Source organism: Pseudomonas sp. KCJK9111 (genome assembly GCF_046231935.1).
In the GTDB taxonomy this organism is placed as follows: domain Bacteria; phylum Pseudomonadota; class Gammaproteobacteria; order Pseudomonadales; family Pseudomonadaceae; genus Aquipseudomonas; species Aquipseudomonas parafulva_B.
Genome location: NZ_JBJJMO010000040.1, coordinates 1 through 17,596 on the forward strand (window position 1 = coordinate 1; position 17,596 = coordinate 17,596).

General features: G+C 62.2%; 17 protein-coding genes. 2 read left to right on the forward strand and 15 right to left on the reverse strand.

The genetic code is table 11. The features are described 5' to 3' along the window. Positions 1-185: 185 nt before the first annotated feature. The 12 genes from ACK59L_RS14325 to ACK59L_RS14380 form a co-directional block, all read right to left on the reverse strand. Positions 186-968 carry a TatD family hydrolase gene (locus ACK59L_RS14325; RefSeq protein WP_409274348.1) on the reverse strand — a complete coding sequence of 261 codons (783 nt, stop codon included), beginning with the start codon at positions 966-968 and terminating at the stop codon, positions 186-188. A gap of 27 nt (positions 969-995) precedes the next feature. Beyond that, positions 996-1,982 carry a DNA polymerase III subunit delta' gene (locus tag ACK59L_RS14330; protein ID WP_058605739.1) on the reverse strand — a complete coding sequence of 329 codons (987 nt, stop codon included), beginning with the start codon at positions 1,980-1,982 and terminating at the stop codon, positions 996-998. Beyond that, positions 1,975-2,607, reverse strand: a complete 633-nt coding sequence (gene tmk / locus ACK59L_RS14335; RefSeq protein ID WP_409274351.1) for a dTMP kinase — start codon at positions 2,605-2,607, stop codon at positions 1,975-1,977. The genes ACK59L_RS14330 and tmk overlap by 8 nt, the downstream gene beginning before the upstream one ends. A gap of 9 nt (positions 2,608-2,616) precedes the next feature. Further along, positions 2,617-3,810, reverse strand: a complete 1,194-nt coding sequence (mltG, locus tag ACK59L_RS14340; RefSeq protein ID WP_409274353.1) for an endolytic transglycosylase MltG — start codon at positions 3,808-3,810, stop codon at positions 2,617-2,619. Positions 3,811-3,814: 4 nt separating this feature from the next. Then, complete coding sequence (pabC, locus tag ACK59L_RS14345) at positions 3,815-4,630, reverse strand: aminodeoxychorismate lyase (protein ID WP_409274355.1); 816 nt, start codon at positions 4,628-4,630, stop codon at positions 3,815-3,817. Further along, positions 4,630-5,874, reverse strand: coding sequence for a beta-ketoacyl-ACP synthase II (gene fabF / locus ACK59L_RS14350; protein ID WP_023533084.1), 1,245 nt, complete (start codon positions 5,872-5,874; stop codon positions 4,630-4,632). Before fabF ends, pabC begins: the two co-directional genes overlap by 1 nt. A gap of 187 nt (positions 5,875-6,061) precedes the next feature. Continuing rightward, positions 6,062-6,298 (reverse strand): acyl carrier protein, encoded by a 237-nt coding sequence (gene acpP, locus ACK59L_RS14355; protein ID WP_196136806.1) that lies wholly within the window; start codon positions 6,296-6,298, stop codon positions 6,062-6,064. A gap of 203 nt (positions 6,299-6,501) precedes the next feature. Next, the gene (gene fabG, locus ACK59L_RS14360) at positions 6,502-7,242 is read right to left on the reverse strand and encodes a 3-oxoacyl-ACP reductase FabG (protein WP_058605744.1); all 741 of its coding nucleotides are present in this window, start codon (positions 7,240-7,242) and stop codon (positions 6,502-6,504) included. Positions 7,243-7,257: 15 nt separating this feature from the next. Beyond that, complete coding sequence (gene fabD / locus ACK59L_RS14365) at positions 7,258-8,196, reverse strand: ACP S-malonyltransferase (RefSeq protein WP_409274358.1); 939 nt, start codon at positions 8,194-8,196, stop codon at positions 7,258-7,260. Between the two features lie 147 nt (positions 8,197-8,343). Further along, the gene (gene plsX / locus ACK59L_RS14370) at positions 8,344-9,354 is read right to left on the reverse strand and encodes a phosphate acyltransferase PlsX (RefSeq protein WP_409274360.1); all 1,011 of its coding nucleotides are present in this window, start codon (positions 9,352-9,354) and stop codon (positions 8,344-8,346) included. A gap of 3 nt (positions 9,355-9,357) precedes the next feature. Further along, positions 9,358-9,540, reverse strand: a complete 183-nt coding sequence (gene rpmF, locus ACK59L_RS14375; RefSeq protein ID WP_008096416.1) for a 50S ribosomal protein L32 — start codon at positions 9,538-9,540, stop codon at positions 9,358-9,360. A gap of 13 nt (positions 9,541-9,553) precedes the next feature. Further along, positions 9,554-10,081 (reverse strand): YceD family protein, encoded by a 528-nt coding sequence (locus ACK59L_RS14380; protein ID WP_078478212.1) that lies wholly within the window; start codon positions 10,079-10,081, stop codon positions 9,554-9,556. A gap of 95 nt (positions 10,082-10,176) precedes the next feature. On the opposite strand from ACK59L_RS14380, the gene ACK59L_RS14385 reads away from it, so the two are divergent. Beyond that, positions 10,177-10,755 carry a Maf family protein gene (locus tag ACK59L_RS14385; RefSeq protein ID WP_409274363.1) on the forward strand — a complete coding sequence of 193 codons (579 nt, stop codon included), beginning with the start codon at positions 10,177-10,179 and terminating at the stop codon, positions 10,753-10,755. 45 nt (positions 10,756-10,800) lie between these two features. On the opposite strand, the gene ACK59L_RS14390 is transcribed toward ACK59L_RS14385, so the two are convergent. The 3 genes from ACK59L_RS14390 to rluC are packed head-to-tail and all read right to left on the reverse strand — an operon-like array spanning position 10,801 to position 13,417. Further along, positions 10,801-11,790, reverse strand: coding sequence for a S49 family peptidase (locus ACK59L_RS14390; protein WP_196136802.1), 990 nt, complete (start codon positions 11,788-11,790; stop codon positions 10,801-10,803). A gap of 6 nt (positions 11,791-11,796) precedes the next feature. Next, a complete protein-coding gene (locus tag ACK59L_RS14395) occupies positions 11,797-12,471 on the reverse strand; it encodes an HAD family hydrolase (RefSeq protein WP_196136801.1) in 675 nt (224 codons plus the stop codon). Beyond that, positions 12,461-13,417, reverse strand: coding sequence for a 23S rRNA pseudouridine(955/2504/2580) synthase RluC (gene rluC / locus ACK59L_RS14400; RefSeq protein ID WP_058605749.1), 957 nt, complete (start codon positions 13,415-13,417; stop codon positions 12,461-12,463). The genes ACK59L_RS14395 and rluC overlap by 11 nt, the downstream gene beginning before the upstream one ends. Positions 13,418-14,211: 794 nt before the next feature. Here rluC and rne point away from each other — a divergent pair. Beyond that, positions 14,212-17,565 (forward strand): ribonuclease E, encoded by a 3,354-nt coding sequence (gene rne / locus ACK59L_RS14405; protein ID WP_409274366.1) that lies wholly within the window; start codon positions 14,212-14,214, stop codon positions 17,563-17,565. Positions 17,566-17,596 lie beyond the last annotated feature (31 nt).

The window sequence follows — 17,596 nt, forward strand, 5'->3', positions numbered from 1 at the left end:
GCCCAGCGCTTGACAGGCATCCATGCCTGTCACCTCCCTCCGCAAGCCCTGCGCTCGGCCTCCTGAAGTCGCGATCTGCGGCGCCTGAACTACCGCGCGCTTAGAAGCAAAAGCCAAAGCAACCGCAACTGCAACTGCAACTGCAACTGCAACTGCAACTGCAACGTTAACTTAGGGTACGCGCCCTAGCGAACCCTTGCCAACGGAAATAACCGCTTGAAGTTTGTGGTGGTCTGCTCAGCCAACTGCTCATAACTGACACATCGCAATGAGGCCACATATTCAGCCACTTCCCGCACATATTGGGGCAGGTTGGGTTTACCCCGATAAGGAATAGGCGCCAGATATGGCGAGTCGGTTTCCACCAAGAGCCGATCCGCCGGCACTTGCCGCGCCACGTCCCGCAACGCCTCGGCATTACGGAATGTGACGATCCCCGAAAGCGAAATGTAATACCCAAGATCCAAAGCCGCCTTGGCCATTTCCCAGTCTTCGGTAAAGCAGTGCAGAACGCCTGCCTGGGACAAGTTCGCCTCACGCAATAGCGCCAAGGTATCGGCACGGGCCGCTCGGGTATGCACGATCACCGGTTTTCCCGTCTGCCGCGAAGCTTCCAGGTGCAAGCGAAATGAGGCCTGCTGCAACTCGGCAGCTTCCGGCTCGTAATGGTAATCCAGGCCGGTTTCACCGATCGCCACCACATGGGGATGAGCCAATTCGGTCAACAGCCAGTCCAAAGCAGGCGCTGCACCCGGCGCCAGATCCAGCGGGTGAACGCCTACCGAGCAATCCACATCGCTGTATTGCTCGGTCAAGGCTCTGACTGCGCCTGCATTTTCGGCACTGACACCGATGCACAGGAAGTGCCCGACACCACGAGCGCGCGCCGCCTGCAAGGCAGCATCGAGCGAACCCCCATGGGCGCTGAGGTCAAGGCGGTCAAGATGGCAATGGGAATCTACAAGCATGGGTACACACACGGATAAGAATTAAAGTCAGCGCCCAGTTGGCAATTGTAGCCAATGGGCCAGCAACGATTCGATCAGCAAAGCACGATTCAGGTTTGCCTTGCCCAGCACTTTCTGACGCTGCTCAAGGATCCAGGCCTGGACCTCGAGGACTTTGGCCGGACGGCTCTTTTGCGCAAGGTATTGCACCACCTTGCGCATGTCGGCCATGCCGAGCTCATCGTCGTCCTCGGTCAACTGGTAGCGCAGAATCAGCTGGGCCCAGTCGAAAAACCAATCGAACACTATCAACAACGGCACGGCTGTCCATGCGTCGGCCAACTGGCTGGGCGATTGCTGCTGCTTGAGCAGCTTCTTTACGCCTTCGGTCACCAGGGCGCGCTGTTCATGCACGCCTTGCTGATGAAGACTCAGGGCCAACAGCGGCGAACCGGCAGACAAGGTCAACAGATCGTCGCGCCGGGCCTGATCGGTCTCCGGCAAGGCGCTGGCCAACCAGGCATGGCTCTGGGCCTTGGTCGGCAGTGGACAGGTTACCTGCTGGCACCGGCTCTTGATGGTAGGCAGCAAGCGGCTGGGTTGGTGGGTCACCAGCAGCAGCACCGTGTCGCCGGAAGGCTCCTCAAGGCTTTTGAGAAGCGCATTGGACGCGTTGACGTTCATGGATTCGACAGGCTCGATCATGACCACCTTGCGCCCACCCAACTGCGCGGTCTGAGCGACGAAGGCAACCAGTTCGCGGACCTGGTCCACCTTGATCGGCTTGTCCAGCTCTTCAGGTTCAAGCATGAAGTTGTCGGGGTGACTACCGGCCTTGAGCAGGTGGCAGGACTTGCACTGGCCGCAAGCCAGGGTGCCATTAGGGCGCTGGCACAGCAGCCGCGCCATCAGGCGCTCGGCCAGATCACGCTTGCCTATCCCCTTCGGGCCGTGCAGCAGATAGGCATGGGCATGCTGGGCGCGGCCAGCCAGTTGCTCCCACAGTGTCTGCTGCCAAGGGTAGGCATCAGCCACGGCAGCGCTCCACGATACCTGGCAGCAGCCTGTCCAACGCTTGCTGGACGCCCGCCAGCGGCTGCGATGCATCCAGCAGCGTGTAGCGTTGTGGCGCCGCGGCTGCGCGATCCAGGTAGGCGCGGCGGACCGCTTCGAAAAACGCCTGCCCTTCCTGCTCGAACCGGTCCAGCCGCCCTCGCGCTGCAGCGCGGGCCAGGCCTACTTCGACGGGCAGATCGAATACCAGGGTCAGGTCAGGACGAAGGTCGTCCTGCACGAACTGCTCAAGCGTCGCGATACGCTCGACGGGCAAGCTGCGCCCGCCCCCTTGATAGGCGTAAGTAGCGTCTGTGAACCGGTCACACAGCACCACCGCCCCACCCGCCAACGCCGGACGGATCACTTGTGCAAGGTGTTGAGCGCGTGCAGCGAACACCAACAAAAGCTCAGTATCGGCGTGCATGACTTCATCGCTCGGCGACAACAACAGCTCACGAATCTTTTCAGCCAAGGGTGTGCCGCCTGGCTCGCGGGTCAGCACCACGTCCAGCCCTTGCTCGCGCAGCCGGGCAGCCAGGTATTCCCGGTTAGTGCTTTTGCCCGCGCCTTCGGGGCCTTCCAATGTAATAAACAAGCCGCTCACAAACAGTCCTTATTGGGGGGCGTCAAGCGCCGACGGTTCGGTTGCCCGATCGCTCTCGACCTTGCCCTGTTCAGGCGCAGCGGCTGGAGCAGATGGATCATCCGATGCTCCCGCCTCAGGCACTTGAGATGAACCGGACGGCGCTGCATCGCCCGAGGGTGTCGGCTGAGCGGTGCCAGGGCTTGAACGGTAATCGGCCCGACGCTTGAGCTGAAACTCGCGCACAGCAGAATTGTGGTCGTCCAGGTCATCGGAAAAAACGTGGCTACCATCACCGCGCGCAACGAAGTAAAGGCTGGTGCCATCTGCCGGGTTCAATGCCGCATGGATGGCCTCACGCCCGACCATCGCAATAGGCGTTGGCGGCAGCCCCGTCATGGTGTAGGTGTTGTAAGGCGTTGGCTGGCGCAAATCAGCGCGTGTGATGCGGCCGTTGTAGCGCTCGCCCATGCCATAGATGACCGTCGGATCGGTCTGCAGCATCATGCCCAGGCGCAGGCGGCGGACGAATACGCCAGCGATTTGCCCGCGCTCCTGTGGAATACCGGTTTCCTTTTCCACCAGCGAGGCCATGATCAGTGCCTGGTAGGGGTCGCGGTACGGCAGGTCGCGGGCGCGCTCGGCCCACTCACGGGCCAGCACCTCTTCCAGGCGCATGTAGGCTTGCTGCAACAGTTCCACATCGCTCATGCCGCGTACGAAGCGATAGGTGTCCGGAAAGAAACGGCCTTCCGGGAAGACGCCAGCGTGCCCCAGCTTTTCCATGACTTGGGCATCGGAAAGGCCATCGAGGGTCTGCTTGATCTTTTCGTGCTTGGCCACGGCCGCGCGCACTTGGCGAAACGTCCAGCCTTCGACCAGGGTCAGGTTGTATTGCACCACGTCGGCCCGCTGCCAGGCGTCGAAAAGCTGTTTCACGGTCATGCCGGGCGTCAGGCGATACTCGCCCGTGTGCAGTGGTACGCCGGCCATGTTGAAGCGCCAGTACAACCTGAGCCATAGCGCGTCGCCCAACAGCCCCTCTTCTTGCATGCGGTAGAACATGCGATTGGGCGTAGCGCCATTGGGTACATCCAGCAGGCGTTCCTGCGCCACATGCACAGGCTGATCCAGCACCGAATGGACCTTCCATGCCGACCAGCCAAGGGCCAGGCCCATGACGATCAGGCACATTTCCAGCAGCAGCAGGAATTTACGTCTCACGAATTCAGGTTTCCAGTAACGTACGGGCAACGGCCTGCAACGTACGGGTGAGCGGGCCAGGCCGCCAGTTTAGCGCGCCTGCGGCGCGGACGGGCCAGATGCCGTAGACACTATTGCAAACGAATACTTCATCAGCTTGTGCGAGCTCATCGAACGCCAGGTCACGCACTTGCACCGGAATGTTCATCATCTCCGCCCGCGCCAGCAGTGCGGCGCGCATCACGCCTGCCACACCGCAACGATCAAGCCTGGCAGTAAGAAGCGTGTCTTGCTTAACCAGAAACAGGTTGCTGTAGACACCTTCGATCAGCCTGCCCTGCCCGTCACGCATCAGGCCTTCGGCATGTTCGCCGTCCTGCCATTCGGAACGTGCCAGCACCTGCTCGAGGCGGTTGAGGTGTTTGAGCCCTGCCAGCAGGGGTTGTTCCCCAAGCCGGGTCTGGCACATGAACAGGCGCACGCCCACGTCGGCGTGTTCGGCTGGGTAGCTGGGCAACGGGCTGGCTTGCAGGATGCGCCGCGCCGCGACACCGGCCGCGGGTGCATATCCGCGCTGGCTGTCGCCGCGGGTCAGGATCAGCTTGGCCACGCCCTCACCCAGCTGAGCGGCATAGCGCCTTACCTCATCGGCCACCAGGGCCACGTCAGTGGCGATGGACAGGCGCTGACAGCCCAGTGCCAGACGCGCCATGTGCTCATCCAGCAGCAAGGGCCGCCCATGGCGTACAGCGAACGTCTCGAACAGACCATCCCCGTAGGCCAACCCGCGATTGTGCAGGTTGATCGCAGCCGCAGGCGTGCCATCGACCCAGCTTTGCATCACTCGGCGAACCGGCGGAACACCAGGGAGCCGTTGGTGCCACCAAAGCCGAACGAATTGGACAGCACGACATCGATTGGCATGCTGCGGGCCTGGTGCGGCACGAAGTCCAGGTCACAGCCTTCGTCTGGCTCATCCAGGTTTATGGTCGGCGGCGCCATCTGGCTGTTGATCGCCAACACGCTGAAGATGGCCTCCACCGCACCGGCAGCCCCCAGCAGGTGCCCGGTCATCGACTTGGTGGAGCTGACGGCCAGCTTATAGGCATGCTCGCCGAACACGCGCTTGATGGCTGCCACTTCGGCCAGGTCTCCAGCCGGTGTCGAGGTGCCGTGGGCGTTGATGTAGCTGACCTCCTGAGGCTGCACGCCGGCATCGCGCAGGGCATTGACCATGCAACGGGCTGCACCTTCACCCGATTCGGGCGGCGACGTCATGTGATAGGCATCGCCGCTCATGCCAAACCCTACGAGCTCGGCGTAGATCGTTGCACCCCGCGCCTTGGCGTGCTCAAGCTCTTCGAGCACCAATGCACCGGCACCGTCGGACAGGACGAAGCCGTCACGGCCTTTGTCCCAGGGACGACTGGCCCGCGCAGGCTCATCGTTGCGGGTAGAAAGCGCGCGCGATGCGCCAAACCCGCCCATGCCCAGCCCACAGGCGGCCATTTCAGCGCCGCCGGCGATCATGACATCGGCTTCACCGTGCGCAATATTGCGCGCAGCCATGCCGATGCAATGGGTACCGGTGGTACAGGCGGTGGCGATGGCGTAGTTCGGCCCTTGCAGACCCAGGTGGATCGACAGGAAGCCGGAGATCATGTTGATGATCGAGCCAGGGACGAAGAACGGCGAGATACGCCGAGGGCCTGCGTCGTGCAATGTACGGCTGGTCTCCTCGATATTGGTCAGGCCACCGATGCCCGAGCCCATGGCCACGCCGATGCGCTCACGGTTGGCGTCGGTCACTTCCAGGCCAGCGTTGCGCACTGCCTGAAAACCGGCTGCCAAGCCGTACTGAATGAACAGGTCCAGCTTGCGAGCCTCTTTGGCCGACAAGTATTGCTCAACCTCGAAGCCCTTCACCGAGCCACCAAAACGGGTGGAGTAGGCAGAAAGATCCGTATGCTCGATCGGACCGATGCCACTGCGGCCAGCCAGAATGCCCTGCCACGTGCTCGGTACATCCGTACCTAGTGGCGACAGCATGCCCATACCGGTGACCACGACGCGTCTACGCGACACAGTACTCTCCTTTTCTAATGACAGAGTTTCTTGCCATTGCATCCAGTTGGACGGAATGAAATGGCAACAAGCTCTTGATGCGGGGCTTGGCAGCCGACACGGCGACAGCCGAAGCTTGCAAAGAAAAAACCGCACGCCAGTCAAGGCAGTGCGGTTTTTCCCGACAAGAAGCGTCGACTACAGCGTCTTAGGCCTGGTGGTTGTTGACGTAGTCGATGGCAGCTTGAACGGTAGTGATCTTCTCGGCTTCTTCGTCAGGAATCTCGGTCTCGAATTCCTCTTCCAGAGCCATCACCAGCTCAACGGTGTCAAGCGAATCGGCACCCAGGTCATCGACGAAGGACTTCTCGTTGGCCACTTCTTCTTCCTTGACGCCCAGTTGCTCGGCGACGATTTTCTTGACGCGTTCTTCGATGGTGCTCATACCTAGTTTTCACTCCTAATGGATATATGTCAGGCAGCTGGCCGGTGGCTAATTTTATAGAAGAACGTTCGCTTTTCAAGCTCAACGCGCCTTCAGCCTAGTCCCACGACCAGCCGCCTGGAATCTGATTGCAGCTTTATAACGGATTTTAGGCTCGCAGTATGACTCTTTTTTTACGGAATCCGTCACATTGACCGGCGATATTACATGTACATCCCGCCGTTGACGGGCACGGTTGCGCCCGTCACGTACGCTGCACCGTCAGAGGCCAGGAACGAAACCACCTTGGCGATTTCATCTGCCTGACCCAGGCGGCCCAGCGGAATCTGGGTCTGCAGGGCTTCGCGCTGCGCTTCTGGCAGCTCGCGGGTCATGTCGGTATCGATGAAGCCCGGCGTGACCGAGTTGACGGTGATACCGCGCGAGCCCACTTCACGCGCCAGGGCGCGACTGAAGCCTTCGAGACCGGCCTTGGCCGCCGCATAGTTGGCCTGGCCAGCGTTACCCATGGCGCCGACCACCGAGCCGATGCTGATGATACGGCCCCAGCGCGCCTTGGTCATGCCGCGCAGCACGCCCTTGGACAGACGGTAGAGGCTGTTGAGGTTGGTATCGATGACATCGAACCACTCGTCGTCCTTCATGCGCAGCATCAGGTTGTCACGCGTGATACCCGCATTGTTCACCAAAATGGTCGGCGCACCGAACTGCTCGCCAATGGCCGACAGTACCGAATCAACCGATTCGGCGCTGGTCACGTTCAGCTCCATGCCGGTACCGGCAATGCCATGCTCCTTCAGGGTCGCGGCGATACGCTCGGCACCGGAGGCCGAGGTCGCAGTACCGATGACGGTGGCGCCTTGGCGACCCAGTTCCAGGGCGATGGCCTGGCCAATGCCACGGCTGGCGCCAGTGACCAGTGCAACTTTACCTTGCAGGCTCATGCAAGCTTCTCCAAATCAGGCCAGTGCCGCACGCGTGGCGGCAACGGCGTCAGGGGTGTTGAGGTTGTAGGTGGTTATGCCATCGGCGCAGCGCTTGTTGAGGCCAGCCAGGACCTTGCCCGGACCGCACTCGACCAGGTTGACCGCACCGTTGGCAGCCAGCGCCTGGACGCACTCGACCCAGCGCACCGGCTGGTACAGCTGCGCCAGCAGATCACGCTTGAGCGCATCCAGATCAGGTGCGATGGCGGCTGTCACGTTCTGTACAACCGGAATCTGTGGCGCCTGCCAATCGATGGCATTGACCGCGGCGGCAAATCGTTCGGCCGCAGGCTTCATCAGCGCGCAGTGCGACGGTACGCTGACTGCCAGCGGCAAGGCGCGCTTGGCGCCCTTTGCCTTGCACAGCTCCATGGCCCGGTCCACTGCGGCTTTGTTACCGGCAATCACCACTTGGCCCGGCGAATTGAAATTGACCGCGCTGACGACCTCGTCTTCAGCCGCTTCGGTGCAGATCTGCACCACGACGGCGTCGTCCAGCCCCAGGATTGCGGCCATGGCACCGTGCCCGGCAGGCACGGCTTCCTGCATCAGTTGGCCGCGGCGCTCGACCAGGCGAACGGCGTCCTTGAGGCTGATGCTGCCCGCTGCGACCAAGGCACTGTACTCGCCCAGGCTATGACCCGAGACGAATGCAGGCTTGGCGCCGCCCTCCTCGAGCCACAGGCGCCACAGCGCAATGGAGGCTGTCAAAATGGCTGGCTGGGTCTTATCAGTCTGATCGAGTTGCTCTTGCGGACCTTCCTGAACCAGTTTCCAGAGGTCGTAACCCAGCGCCTCGGAAGCTTCCTTGAAGGTCTCGATGATCACCGGCTTCTCGGCGCCGAGTTCTGCGAGCATGCCCAGCGACTGGGAACCTTGACCTGGAAAGACGAATGCGAGAGATGCAGACATTGAACAAGCCCTTATGATCTTGTCGTCGGATAGTGGCGCCTGGCGCATGCCAGGCGCGGAATCTGAACATTTGGATGAAGACCGAAACCCTGCGGTCACATTTAAGCATTTCGCCGGCAAGACCGCTAAGCGCGGCCTCGCATCACATTACTTGAGCAAATCCTCCAGGCGACCATGGAGGCGCCTGGGCAGGTTCTCCTGAATTTCGATCAGGGCGCGCTGGATCGCACTCTGAAACCCCTCAACGCCTGCCGCGCCGTGGCTTTTGACGACGATGCCCTGCAACCCCAGAAAGCTGGCACCGTTGTGACGCGCCGGGGCCAGATCGGCCTGCACGCGTTTGAGCAGCGGCATGGCCACAGCGCCCGCCAGGCGCGACAACAGGCCGCGCCTGAAGGTCTGCTCGATACGCTGCGCAACCATGGTGGCCAACCCTTCGCTGGACTTGAGCAGGATATTGCCAACGAAGCCGTCGCAGACCACCACGTCCGCGGCCCCTCTGTACAAGCCGTCACCTTCGATGAAGCCGACGTAATTGAGGCCGCGAGCCCCTTGCAACAGGTTCGCCGCCAGCCTGACTTGCTGGTTACCCTTTATGTCTTCGGTACCCACGTTCAGCAGAGCCACACGCGGGCGCTGCACGCCCAGCGCCTGCGCCGCCACCGACCCCATGACCGCAAACTGGTAAAGCTGCTCGGCCGTGCAGTCGACATTGGCGCCAAGGTCAAGCAGCTGGCAGTAGCCGGTGCGTGTCGGGATGGCAGCCACCATGGCTGGACGATCAATGCCTGGCAGGGTCTTGAGCACGGCGCGAGACAGCGCCATCAGGGCCCCGGTATTACCGGCGCTGACACAGGCCTGGGCCTTGCCGTCACGCACCAGTTGCAAGGCAACACGCATGGATGAATCGGGTTTTCCGCGCAATGCCTGTGAAGGCCGCTCATCCATACCGATCACTTCTGCGGCACCAAGGATCTGCAGGCGCGCGCGATCGGCAGCTGAAAAGCCGCTGACAAGATCTTCCAGGAGGGAGGATTGACCGACGAGGGTCAAGTGAAGCGAGGGGGTAGCCGACAGGCAGGCGATGCTGGCCTGGACAATGCTGCGGGGACCGAAGTCCCCGCCCATTGCGTCGATCGCGATGATCTGAGCGGACAAGGATTACTCGTCAGCGCCCTTATCGATCACTTTGCGACCACGGTATACGCCTTCTGGCGAAACGTGGTGGCGCAGGTGCACTTCGCCGGTGGACTTCTCTACCGACAGCGCGTTTTCCGACAGGGCATCGTGCGAACGACGCATGTCACGGGCAGAGCGGGATTTTTTGTTCTGCTGAACAGCCATAATTGATTAACTCCTAAACGTTTGGGTCACGCTTTAACTGCGCCAAAACACTGAACGGGTTGGACCGCGATACCTCGTCCTTGCTCGAGTCGGGCTCGTCTGCGCCCGCCGGCTGCTGGCATTCTTCCGGATGATGAGCAGGCACGATGGGCAAGGCGAGCAACAGCTCTTCCTCGATCAGCGCCTGCAGATCCAAAGGATCTTCGCCCAGTTCCAGCACGTCATAGCCTTTCGGCAACGACTGGGTATTCGCACCCTCCTTCACCACGGCGTAGGTACACTCGCTGTGGATCGGCAGGGTGACCAGCTCAAGACAACGCTGGCAAACCATCTTGACCTCGACATCCAGCTCGCTGTGGATAACCACAGTGTGCTGTTCGTCTCGTTCAAAATCGAACTTCGCCTGCACCATACCGACATCGTCGGAAAGCGGGTCGCAGAGTCTTTCCAAATCAGCGAGTGGTAGCGAACCGCTAAGGGTTACGCCACGATCAGCCAATTTGCGCGGGTCAACGTGAGGTGGAATCGGGTCATTCAACATAGGCGCAGCATTCTAGGGATGCCCCCCGTCCCTGTCAAAGGAATTTGGTGGCATCGTGCGTGATAGGATGGGTTCAACCGAATCAGGAGCTTACCATGCTTGCACTGTTACTGGCTTCCAGTTCCCTTTATCGTCGCGAGCTGCTCGCGCGCTTGCAGCTTCCGTTTACCTGGGCAAGCCCTGACATAGACGAAACGCGCCAGCCAGCAGAGACTGCAATCGACCTGGTCCGGCGCCTGGCCATGCAAAAAGCCCAAGCCCTTGCAGGCAGCCACCCAAACCACTTGATCATCGGCTCGGACCAGGTCGCAGTGCTAGGCGAGCACATTCTGGGCAAACCCCACACGGTCGAGCGAGCCTGCGAACAGTTGCTCGCCTGCAGCGGCCAACAGGTGACGTTTCTTACCGCAGTGGCGCTGCTCAACAGCGCCACCGGGCAGTGCCAGGTGGACTGCGTGCCGTTTACCGTGAAGCTGCGGGTGCTGGACCGTGAACGCATCGAACGCTACGTGGCAGCGGAAATGCCCCTCGACTGCGCCGGAAGCTTCAAGGCCGAAGGGCTTGGCGTGAGCCTGTTCGAAAGCACCGAGGGGCGCGATGCGACCAGCCTGGTGGGGCTCCCACTGATACGGCTCGTCGACATGCTGGCCTTGGAAGGGGTGCGCGTCCCGTAGCCAGACCAGGGGGCGCGCACCGCCCCCCCACAAAGGCGACTGGCCTTAGCGCAGTTGCGGGCCCTGGAAACCCATCCACATGGCAAGGCGCTCTGCCACGCTGGCCCCCATGCGCTTGGAGAAACGGTCAAATGGCGATTCCTGCACGGTGAAATCAACCAGATCCTTTTCGCCCACCACCTCACGCGCCACATAGCTGGCGCTGCCCAGGCCATCGATCAGACCAAGCGCCTTGGCCTGCTCGCCGGACCAGACCAGGCCGCTGAACAGCTCCGGGTGATCCTTGTCCTTGAGTCGCTCGCCCCGCCCTTGCTTGACCATGGCGATGAACTGGTTGTGGGTGGTGTCCAGCACACCCTGCCAGAATTGAGTCTCTTCAGGCTTCTGCGGCGAGAAAGGATCGAGAAACGCCTTGTGCTCACCGGACGTATAGAGCCGGCGCTCCACGCCGAGCTTGTCCATGGCACCTACGAAACCATAGCCCGCAGCCGTCACGCCGATCGACCCGACCAGACTGGCCTTGTCGGCATAGATCTCATCGGCCGCACTGGCGATGTAATAGGCTCCTGACGCACCCAGATCGGTGATGACGGCGTACAGCTTGACGCCGGGGTGCTCGCCACGCAGGCGGCGAATCTCGTCATACACATAGCCCGCCTGAACAGGGCTGCCGCCCGGGCTGTTGATGCGCAGGACCACGGCCTTGGTCTTGCCATCCTTGAAGGCATCGCGCAGGCCTTTGACGATGTTGTCGGCACTGGCAGCCTCCTGGTCGGCGATGACCCCGCGCACTTCCACAAGGGCCGTATGACTGGCACCGCGCGAGGCAGCCTTGTCCATGTCGGTCCAGGGCAGGAACAGCGCCAGGATGCCAAAGAGGTAGATGAACGTCAGCAGCTTGAAAAAGATACCCCAGCGTCGCGACCGGCGCTGCTCCTGGATGCCCGCCAGCAAGGTCTTTTCCAGCAGCTTCCAACTTTTGCGCTCCTCGCGCTCCTCGGGCTCGGCCTCGGGGGCCTTCCATTCGCCTGCCATGCTCACCTACCTCGAAAATGGACCTGTGGAACCGGACAGCCACTGACGCAGCTGGCCAAAGTGATCGATGCAAACCTGCGGCCCGAACTCGGCCAGCGCCTGGAGCGACATTGCGCCATAACCCACGGCCACGCAGTGCATCCCCGCGTTGCTGGCCATCTGCAGATCGAACGCAGAATCTCCGACCATCAGCGCACGACCCGGTTCGACGCCGCAGTGGTCAAGTATTTGTTCGAGCATCAAGGGGTGCGGCTTGCCGCGCGTCTCATCCGCCGCACGCGTGATATCGAAAAACCGCTCAAGGCCATTGGCCTTGAGCACTCTGTCGAGGCCGCGGCGCGCCTTGCCGGTAGCCACCGCCATTCGATAGCCCTCGGCGCGAAAGGCGGCCAGCGAATCGGCGACGCCGTCGAACAGCGGCGAAGGCTGCTGATCGAGTGCCGTGTAGACATCGGCATAATGCTGACGAAACCGCTCCACCTGCTCATGCGTCAGGTGCGGATAAAGGGTGTGGATCGCCTCAGCCAGCGACAGCCCGATGATCCCCTTGATGGCCTGCTCCTGACTGGGCGCTTGGCCGGCACGCTTGGCAGCGACCTGCATGGCCTCGACGATGCGCCCGACGGAGTCGGCCAGGGTACCGTCCCAGTCGAAGATCAGCAGCGTGTAATCACGGCGCACTCAAACGCTCCACGGTCTTGGCCCACATTTCATCCACGGGCGCCTCCAGCTTGAGCTCCCCACCGTCCGGAAGCGGCACCGTCAGTGCGTAGGCGTGCAGGAAAAGCCGCTTGCCGCCCAGGTCGCGGATTTCGCGACTGAAATCCTCGTCGCCATACTTGCTGTCGCCTGCGATCATGTGCCCGGCATGCAGGGCATGCACACGAATCTGGTGAGTACGGCCCGTGATCGGGCGCGCCTCCACGAGGGTGGCGAAGTCGCCGAAGCGGCGCAGCACACGGAACAGGGTCAGCGCTTCCTTGCCTTCGTCGTTGACTTCGACCATACGCTCGCCTGAGCGCAGGTTGCTCTTGAGCAGCGGTGCATTGACTTGCTTCTTCGCGGTTGGCCAGTGACCGCGCACCAGGGCCATGTAGCGCTTGTCCACGCCATCCCCGCGCAGCGCAGCATGCAGGTGGCGCAGCATGCTGCGCTTCTTGGCAATCATCAGCAGGCCCGAGGTGTCCCGGTCCAGGCGATGCACCAGCTCCAGCTCCTTGGCATCGGGGCGCAACTGACGCAGCGCCTCGATCACGCCGAAGCTCAGCCCGCTACCGCCATGCACGGCGATCCCGGCAGGCTTGTTCATCACGATCAACGCCTTGTCTTCGTGAACGATGGCAGCTTCGAGCCGCTGCAGCAGCCCCTGGGCCACCGGGGCCGGCTCGTCGCGCTCAGGCAGTCGCACGGGCGGCACCCGCACGATGTCGCCGGCCTGGATCTTGTACTCGGGCTTGACCCGACCCTTGTTCACCCGCACCTCGCCCTTGCGCAGGATGCGATAGACCAAGGTCTTGGGCACACCCTTGAGGGCTGTGATGAGAAAGTTGTCGATACGCTGGCCGGCAAGTTCCGGCGCGACTTCAATCAGCTGAACGCCGGAAGTCGGAGAGGTATTGGTTGTCATGGCGCAATCATACAATTTTTATGGAATTGAAGCACTTAATCATTGCTGCTATAGTCGCGAACGCCGCCATAAGCGGCAGGCCAGTGGAATCAGGCTGTGCGCCAGTCACTGACCTTCGCAATTCTCCAGGACGCGAGGCCGTCCTACGGGGGTTCGCCAGTTTACCGAATTGCCTGGAATCGCCACCAGCGCCGTGTAGAGAAGACCGAAAATAAACGACAAGTGCGGTGTCCAACCTGCTTACACGCTTCTTTTCGCAGTACCTCTGCCCGCCCGTCGCTTCCACGCAACCCATGGCGAATGCCTCGGAAATACCTGCCTTGGACATGAATGGCGCCAGCGCAGAATCGCGCTGGCGAAAAATGCAACCCGTTGCGGATTCAGCGCGCGGCAGCACCCGAATTATCAGGGATACGTGCAGGGTGGAGATGCACAGCCCTCGGACCGTGTAGCACCGCGTCCGGCCACCAGCCCCATCGTACGGCTGGCGAGCGGATAAGGTCCTGAACAGATGCCCCTGGGCGTCCACGGCTGAAGGTTGATTCCTCCTCCTGACTGAGTGCACCAGGCCCGCTTGGTTGATTCGGATAACAATTCGAAGCCTCCGGGGCCTTGTTGGCACCGCAGCAAAACAGGACGCGTCGTCGCGACAACGGCAGGCTGGGCAACCGGCTGGTGCCGAACGTTGCTCGACACGGGGGTGGTTAGCCACCCTTTGCGCACCTTGGCACCGACCATGAGACGTCGTGTGTGCCGAACGCCGTTTCCGGCAGCCCGGAAACCGACGGTACAACATGAAAAGAATGCTGATTAACGCCACTCAACCCGAAGAGTTGCGCGTAGCCCTGGTGGACGGCCAACGCCTCTACGACCTGGATATCGAATCCGGTGCACGTGAGCAGAAAAAGGCCAACATCTACAAAGGCAAGATCACTCGCATCGAACCCAGCCTCGAAGCCGCCTTCGTCGACTTCGGCTCCGAACGTCACGGCTTCCTGCCGCTGAAAGAAATCTCCCGCGAATACTTCAAGAAGGCCCCTGAAGGCCGCGTCAACATCAAGGAAGTGCTCAGCGAAGGCCAAGAAGTCATCGTCCAGGTCGAGAAGGAAGAGCGCGGCAACAAAGGCGCGGCCCTCACCACCTTCATCAGCCTGGCCGGCCGCTACCTGGTGCTGATGCCCAACAACCCACGCGCCGGTGGCATTTCCCGTCGCATCGAAGGTGAAGAGCGCAACGAGTTGCGCGAAGCGCTCAATGGCCTGACCGTACCAGGCGACATGGGCCTGATCGTTCGCACCGCCGGCCTTGGCCGCAGCAGCGAAGAGATGCAGTGGGACCTGGACTACCTGCTGCAGCTGTGGACCGCCATCAAGGAAGCCTCGCTGGACCGCGCCGCGCCGTTCCTGATCTACCAGGAGAGCAACGTCATCATCCGCGCCATCCGCGACTACCTGCGCCAGGACATCGGCGAAGTGCTGATCGACAGCATTGATGCCCAGGAAGAAGCCCTGACCTTCATTCGCCAGGTCATGCCGCAATACGCCAGCAAGGTCAAGCTGTACGAAGACAGCGTCCCGCTGTTCAACCGCTTCCAGATCGAAAGCCAGATCGAGACCGCTTTCCAGCGCGTGGTCGAGCTGCCATCGGGCGGTTCGATCGTGATCGATCCGACCGAAGCACTGGTGTCCATCGACATCAACTCGGCGCGCGCCACCAAGGGCAGCGACATCGAGGAAACCGCCCTGCAGACCAACCTGGAAGCGGCTGAGGAAATTGCCCGTCAGCTGCGTCTGCGCGACATCGGCGGCCTGATCGTCATCGACTTCATCGACATGACCCCTGCCAAGAACCAGCGCGCCGTGGAAGAGCGTGTGCGTGAATGCCTCGAGGCCGACCGCGCTCGCGTGCAGGTTGGCCGCATCTCGCGCTTCGGCCTGTTGGAAATGTCCCGTCAACGCCTGCGTCCATCGCTGGGCGAAAGCAGCGGCATCGTCTGCCCGCGCTGCTCGGGCACCGGCATCATCCGTGACGTGGAATCGCTGTCGCTGGCTATCCTGCGTCTGATCGAAGAAGAGGCATTGAAAGATCGCACTGCCGAAGTCCGTGCCCAGGTGCCGATCCCGGTGGCCGCCTTCCTGCTCAACGAGAAGCGCAACTCCATCACCAAGATCGAGCTGCGCACCCGTGCGCGCATCATCATCCTGCCAAACGATCACCTGGAAACCCCACACTTCGAAGTCCAGCGCCTGCGCGACGACAATCCCGAGGTGTTGAACAACCAGTCCAGCTACGAAATCGCTGCCAGCGAGACCGAAGAAGCGCCACAGCCAACCGCCACCCGCACCCTGGTTCGCCAGGAGGCCGCCGTGAAAACCGCACCGGCCCGTGCGAATGCACCCGTGCCAGCCAGCGAGGAGCCACAGCCTGCGCCAGCCGCCGCCCCTGCCCCAAGCGCCCCGGAGCCAAGCCTGTTCAAGGGCCTGGTGAAGTCGCTGGTGAGCCTGTTCGCTGGCAAGGAAGAACCTGCTGCCGCCCCTGTCGCCCCTGCTGCGGAAAAGCCGACTACCGAACGCAGCCCGCGTAACGAGGAACGCCGTAACGGACGGCAGCAGAGCCGTAACCGCAACGGTCGCCGCGATGAAGAGCGCAAGCCGCGTGAAGAACGTGCCGAACGTACCCCGCGCGAGGATCGCCAGCCACGCGAGGAGCGTGCTGCGCGTGAAGAACGTGCCCCACGAGAAGAACGCGCCCCGCGCGAAGAGCGAGCACCACGCCAGTCTCGCGAAGACCGTCGCGGCAACCGTGGCGAAGAGCGCGTGCGTGAACTGCGCGAGCCGCTGGACGCCACACCGCAAGCAGAACGTGAAGAGCGTCAGCCCCGTGAAGAACGTGTAGCTCGCGAAGAACGTACCCCACGTGAAGAGCGTGCGCCTCGCGAAGAACGTGCTCCACGTGAAGATCGCGCACCTCGCGAAGAGCGTGCTCCGCGTGAAGATCGCGCGCCTCGAGAAGAACGTGCTCCACGTGAAGAACGCGCTCCACGTGAAGAACGCGCTCCCCGTGAAGACCGCGCGCCCCGCGAAGAGCGTGCTCCACGTGAAGACCGAGCGCCTCGCGAAGAGCGTGCCGCCCGGGAGGAACGCGCCCCGCGCCAACCTCGTGAAGAACGTCAGCCACGCGCGACCGAGGAAGCTGCCGAACACGCTGCCGAAATGGCCGAAGAGCAACTGCCGAACGAAGAGCACCTACAGGACGAGCAGGACGGCAACGATGGCGAGCGTCCGCGCCGCCGGTCGCGTGGCCAGCGTCGCCGCAGCAACCGTCGCGAGCGCCAGCGCAACGCCAACGGTGAGCTGATCGACGGCGAAGAAGAAGGCAGCGAAGAGCAGCCTCAACAGCGCCAGGCCACCGAGCTGGGCGCAGAGCTGGCCGCAGGTATTGCGGTGACCGCTGCGGTTGCAACCAGCAACATCAGCACCGACGCCGAAGCCCAGGCCAATCAGCAGGCCGAGCGCGCTACTGCCGAAGTCGCCGCTGTTGCCCCGACTGACAGCAGCGAAATCGCTCAACCGGCCGAGCAAGCTGAAACTGTAGTTCCAGCAGAAGCGGTCGCCGTGGCCCCAGTGGTCGAGCAACCGATCAGCGAGCCAGCGCCATTTGTCGAGGCCTCGGCCGTGCCGGTGGTCGAAGTCGCCCCGCAGCCGGTAATCGAACAGGCGCCCGTTGCTGAGCCAGCCGCGACCACCGAAACCGCAGTCGTTGAAGCCCCGGCAGACGTTCAGGCACCCGAAGCGCTAATCACCGAAGTGCCTGCAGAAGCCCCGGCCATCGAAGCCGGCGAAATCGAGCAAGCACCCTCTGTGATCGAGGTCGCCCCGGTTGCCGAACAGCCTGCCCCGGCGGTAGAGGCCCAGCCAGAGGTTTTGGCCGCGCCTGAAACGGTCGCACCTGAGCCTGAGCCAGCCCCCGCTGCCGCGGCAGAGCCTGCCACCGTCATGCTGTCCAACGGCCGCGCTCCAAACGATCCACGTGAAGTGCGTCGCCGCAAGCGTGAGGCCGAGGCTGCCGCCAAAGCCGCTCAGGGTGGCGCTGCTGCCGACGAGCCAACGCCCGGCACCGCCGACGAGCCAAAAACCCACCAGGGTTGATAGCCAAGGCTGAATGAAAAAGCCCCGCCAG

What these genes read in the sequence shown, in the direction of transcription:
- rluC (WP_058605749.1), bottom strand. Translation starts at nt 13,417, where the DNA reads ATGACAACCAATACCTCTCCGACTTCCGGCGTTCAGCTGATTGAAGTC.
- fabG (WP_058605744.1), bottom strand. Translation starts at nt 7,242, where the DNA reads ATGAGCCTGCAAGGTAAAGTTGCACTGGTCACTGGCGCCAGCCGTGGC.
- ACK59L_RS14385 (WP_409274363.1), top strand. Translation starts at nt 10,177, where the DNA reads ATGCTTGCACTGTTACTGGCTTCCAGTTCCCTTTATCGTCGCGAGCTG.
- rne (WP_409274366.1), top strand. Translation starts at nt 14,212, where the DNA reads ATGAAAAGAATGCTGATTAACGCCACTCAACCCGAAGAGTTGCGCGTA.
- acpP (WP_196136806.1), bottom strand. Translation starts at nt 6,298, where the DNA reads ATGAGCACCATCGAAGAACGCGTCAAGAAAATCGTCGCCGAGCAACTG.
- rpmF (WP_008096416.1), bottom strand. Translation starts at nt 9,540, where the DNA reads ATGGCTGTTCAGCAGAACAAAAAATCCCGCTCTGCCCGTGACATGCGT.
- ACK59L_RS14325 (WP_409274348.1), bottom strand. Translation starts at nt 968, where the DNA reads ATGCTTGTAGATTCCCATTGCCATCTTGACCGCCTTGACCTCAGCGCC.
- ACK59L_RS14390 (WP_196136802.1), bottom strand. Translation starts at nt 11,790, where the DNA reads ATGGCAGGCGAATGGAAGGCCCCCGAGGCCGAGCCCGAGGAGCGCGAG.
- ACK59L_RS14380 (WP_078478212.1), bottom strand. Translation starts at nt 10,081, where the DNA reads ATGTTGAATGACCCGATTCCACCTCACGTTGACCCGCGCAAATTGGCT.
- fabD (WP_409274358.1), bottom strand. Translation starts at nt 8,196, where the DNA reads ATGTCTGCATCTCTCGCATTCGTCTTTCCAGGTCAAGGTTCCCAGTCG.
- pabC (WP_409274355.1), bottom strand. Translation starts at nt 4,630, where the DNA reads ATGCAAAGCTGGGTCGATGGCACGCCTGCGGCTGCGATCAACCTGCAC.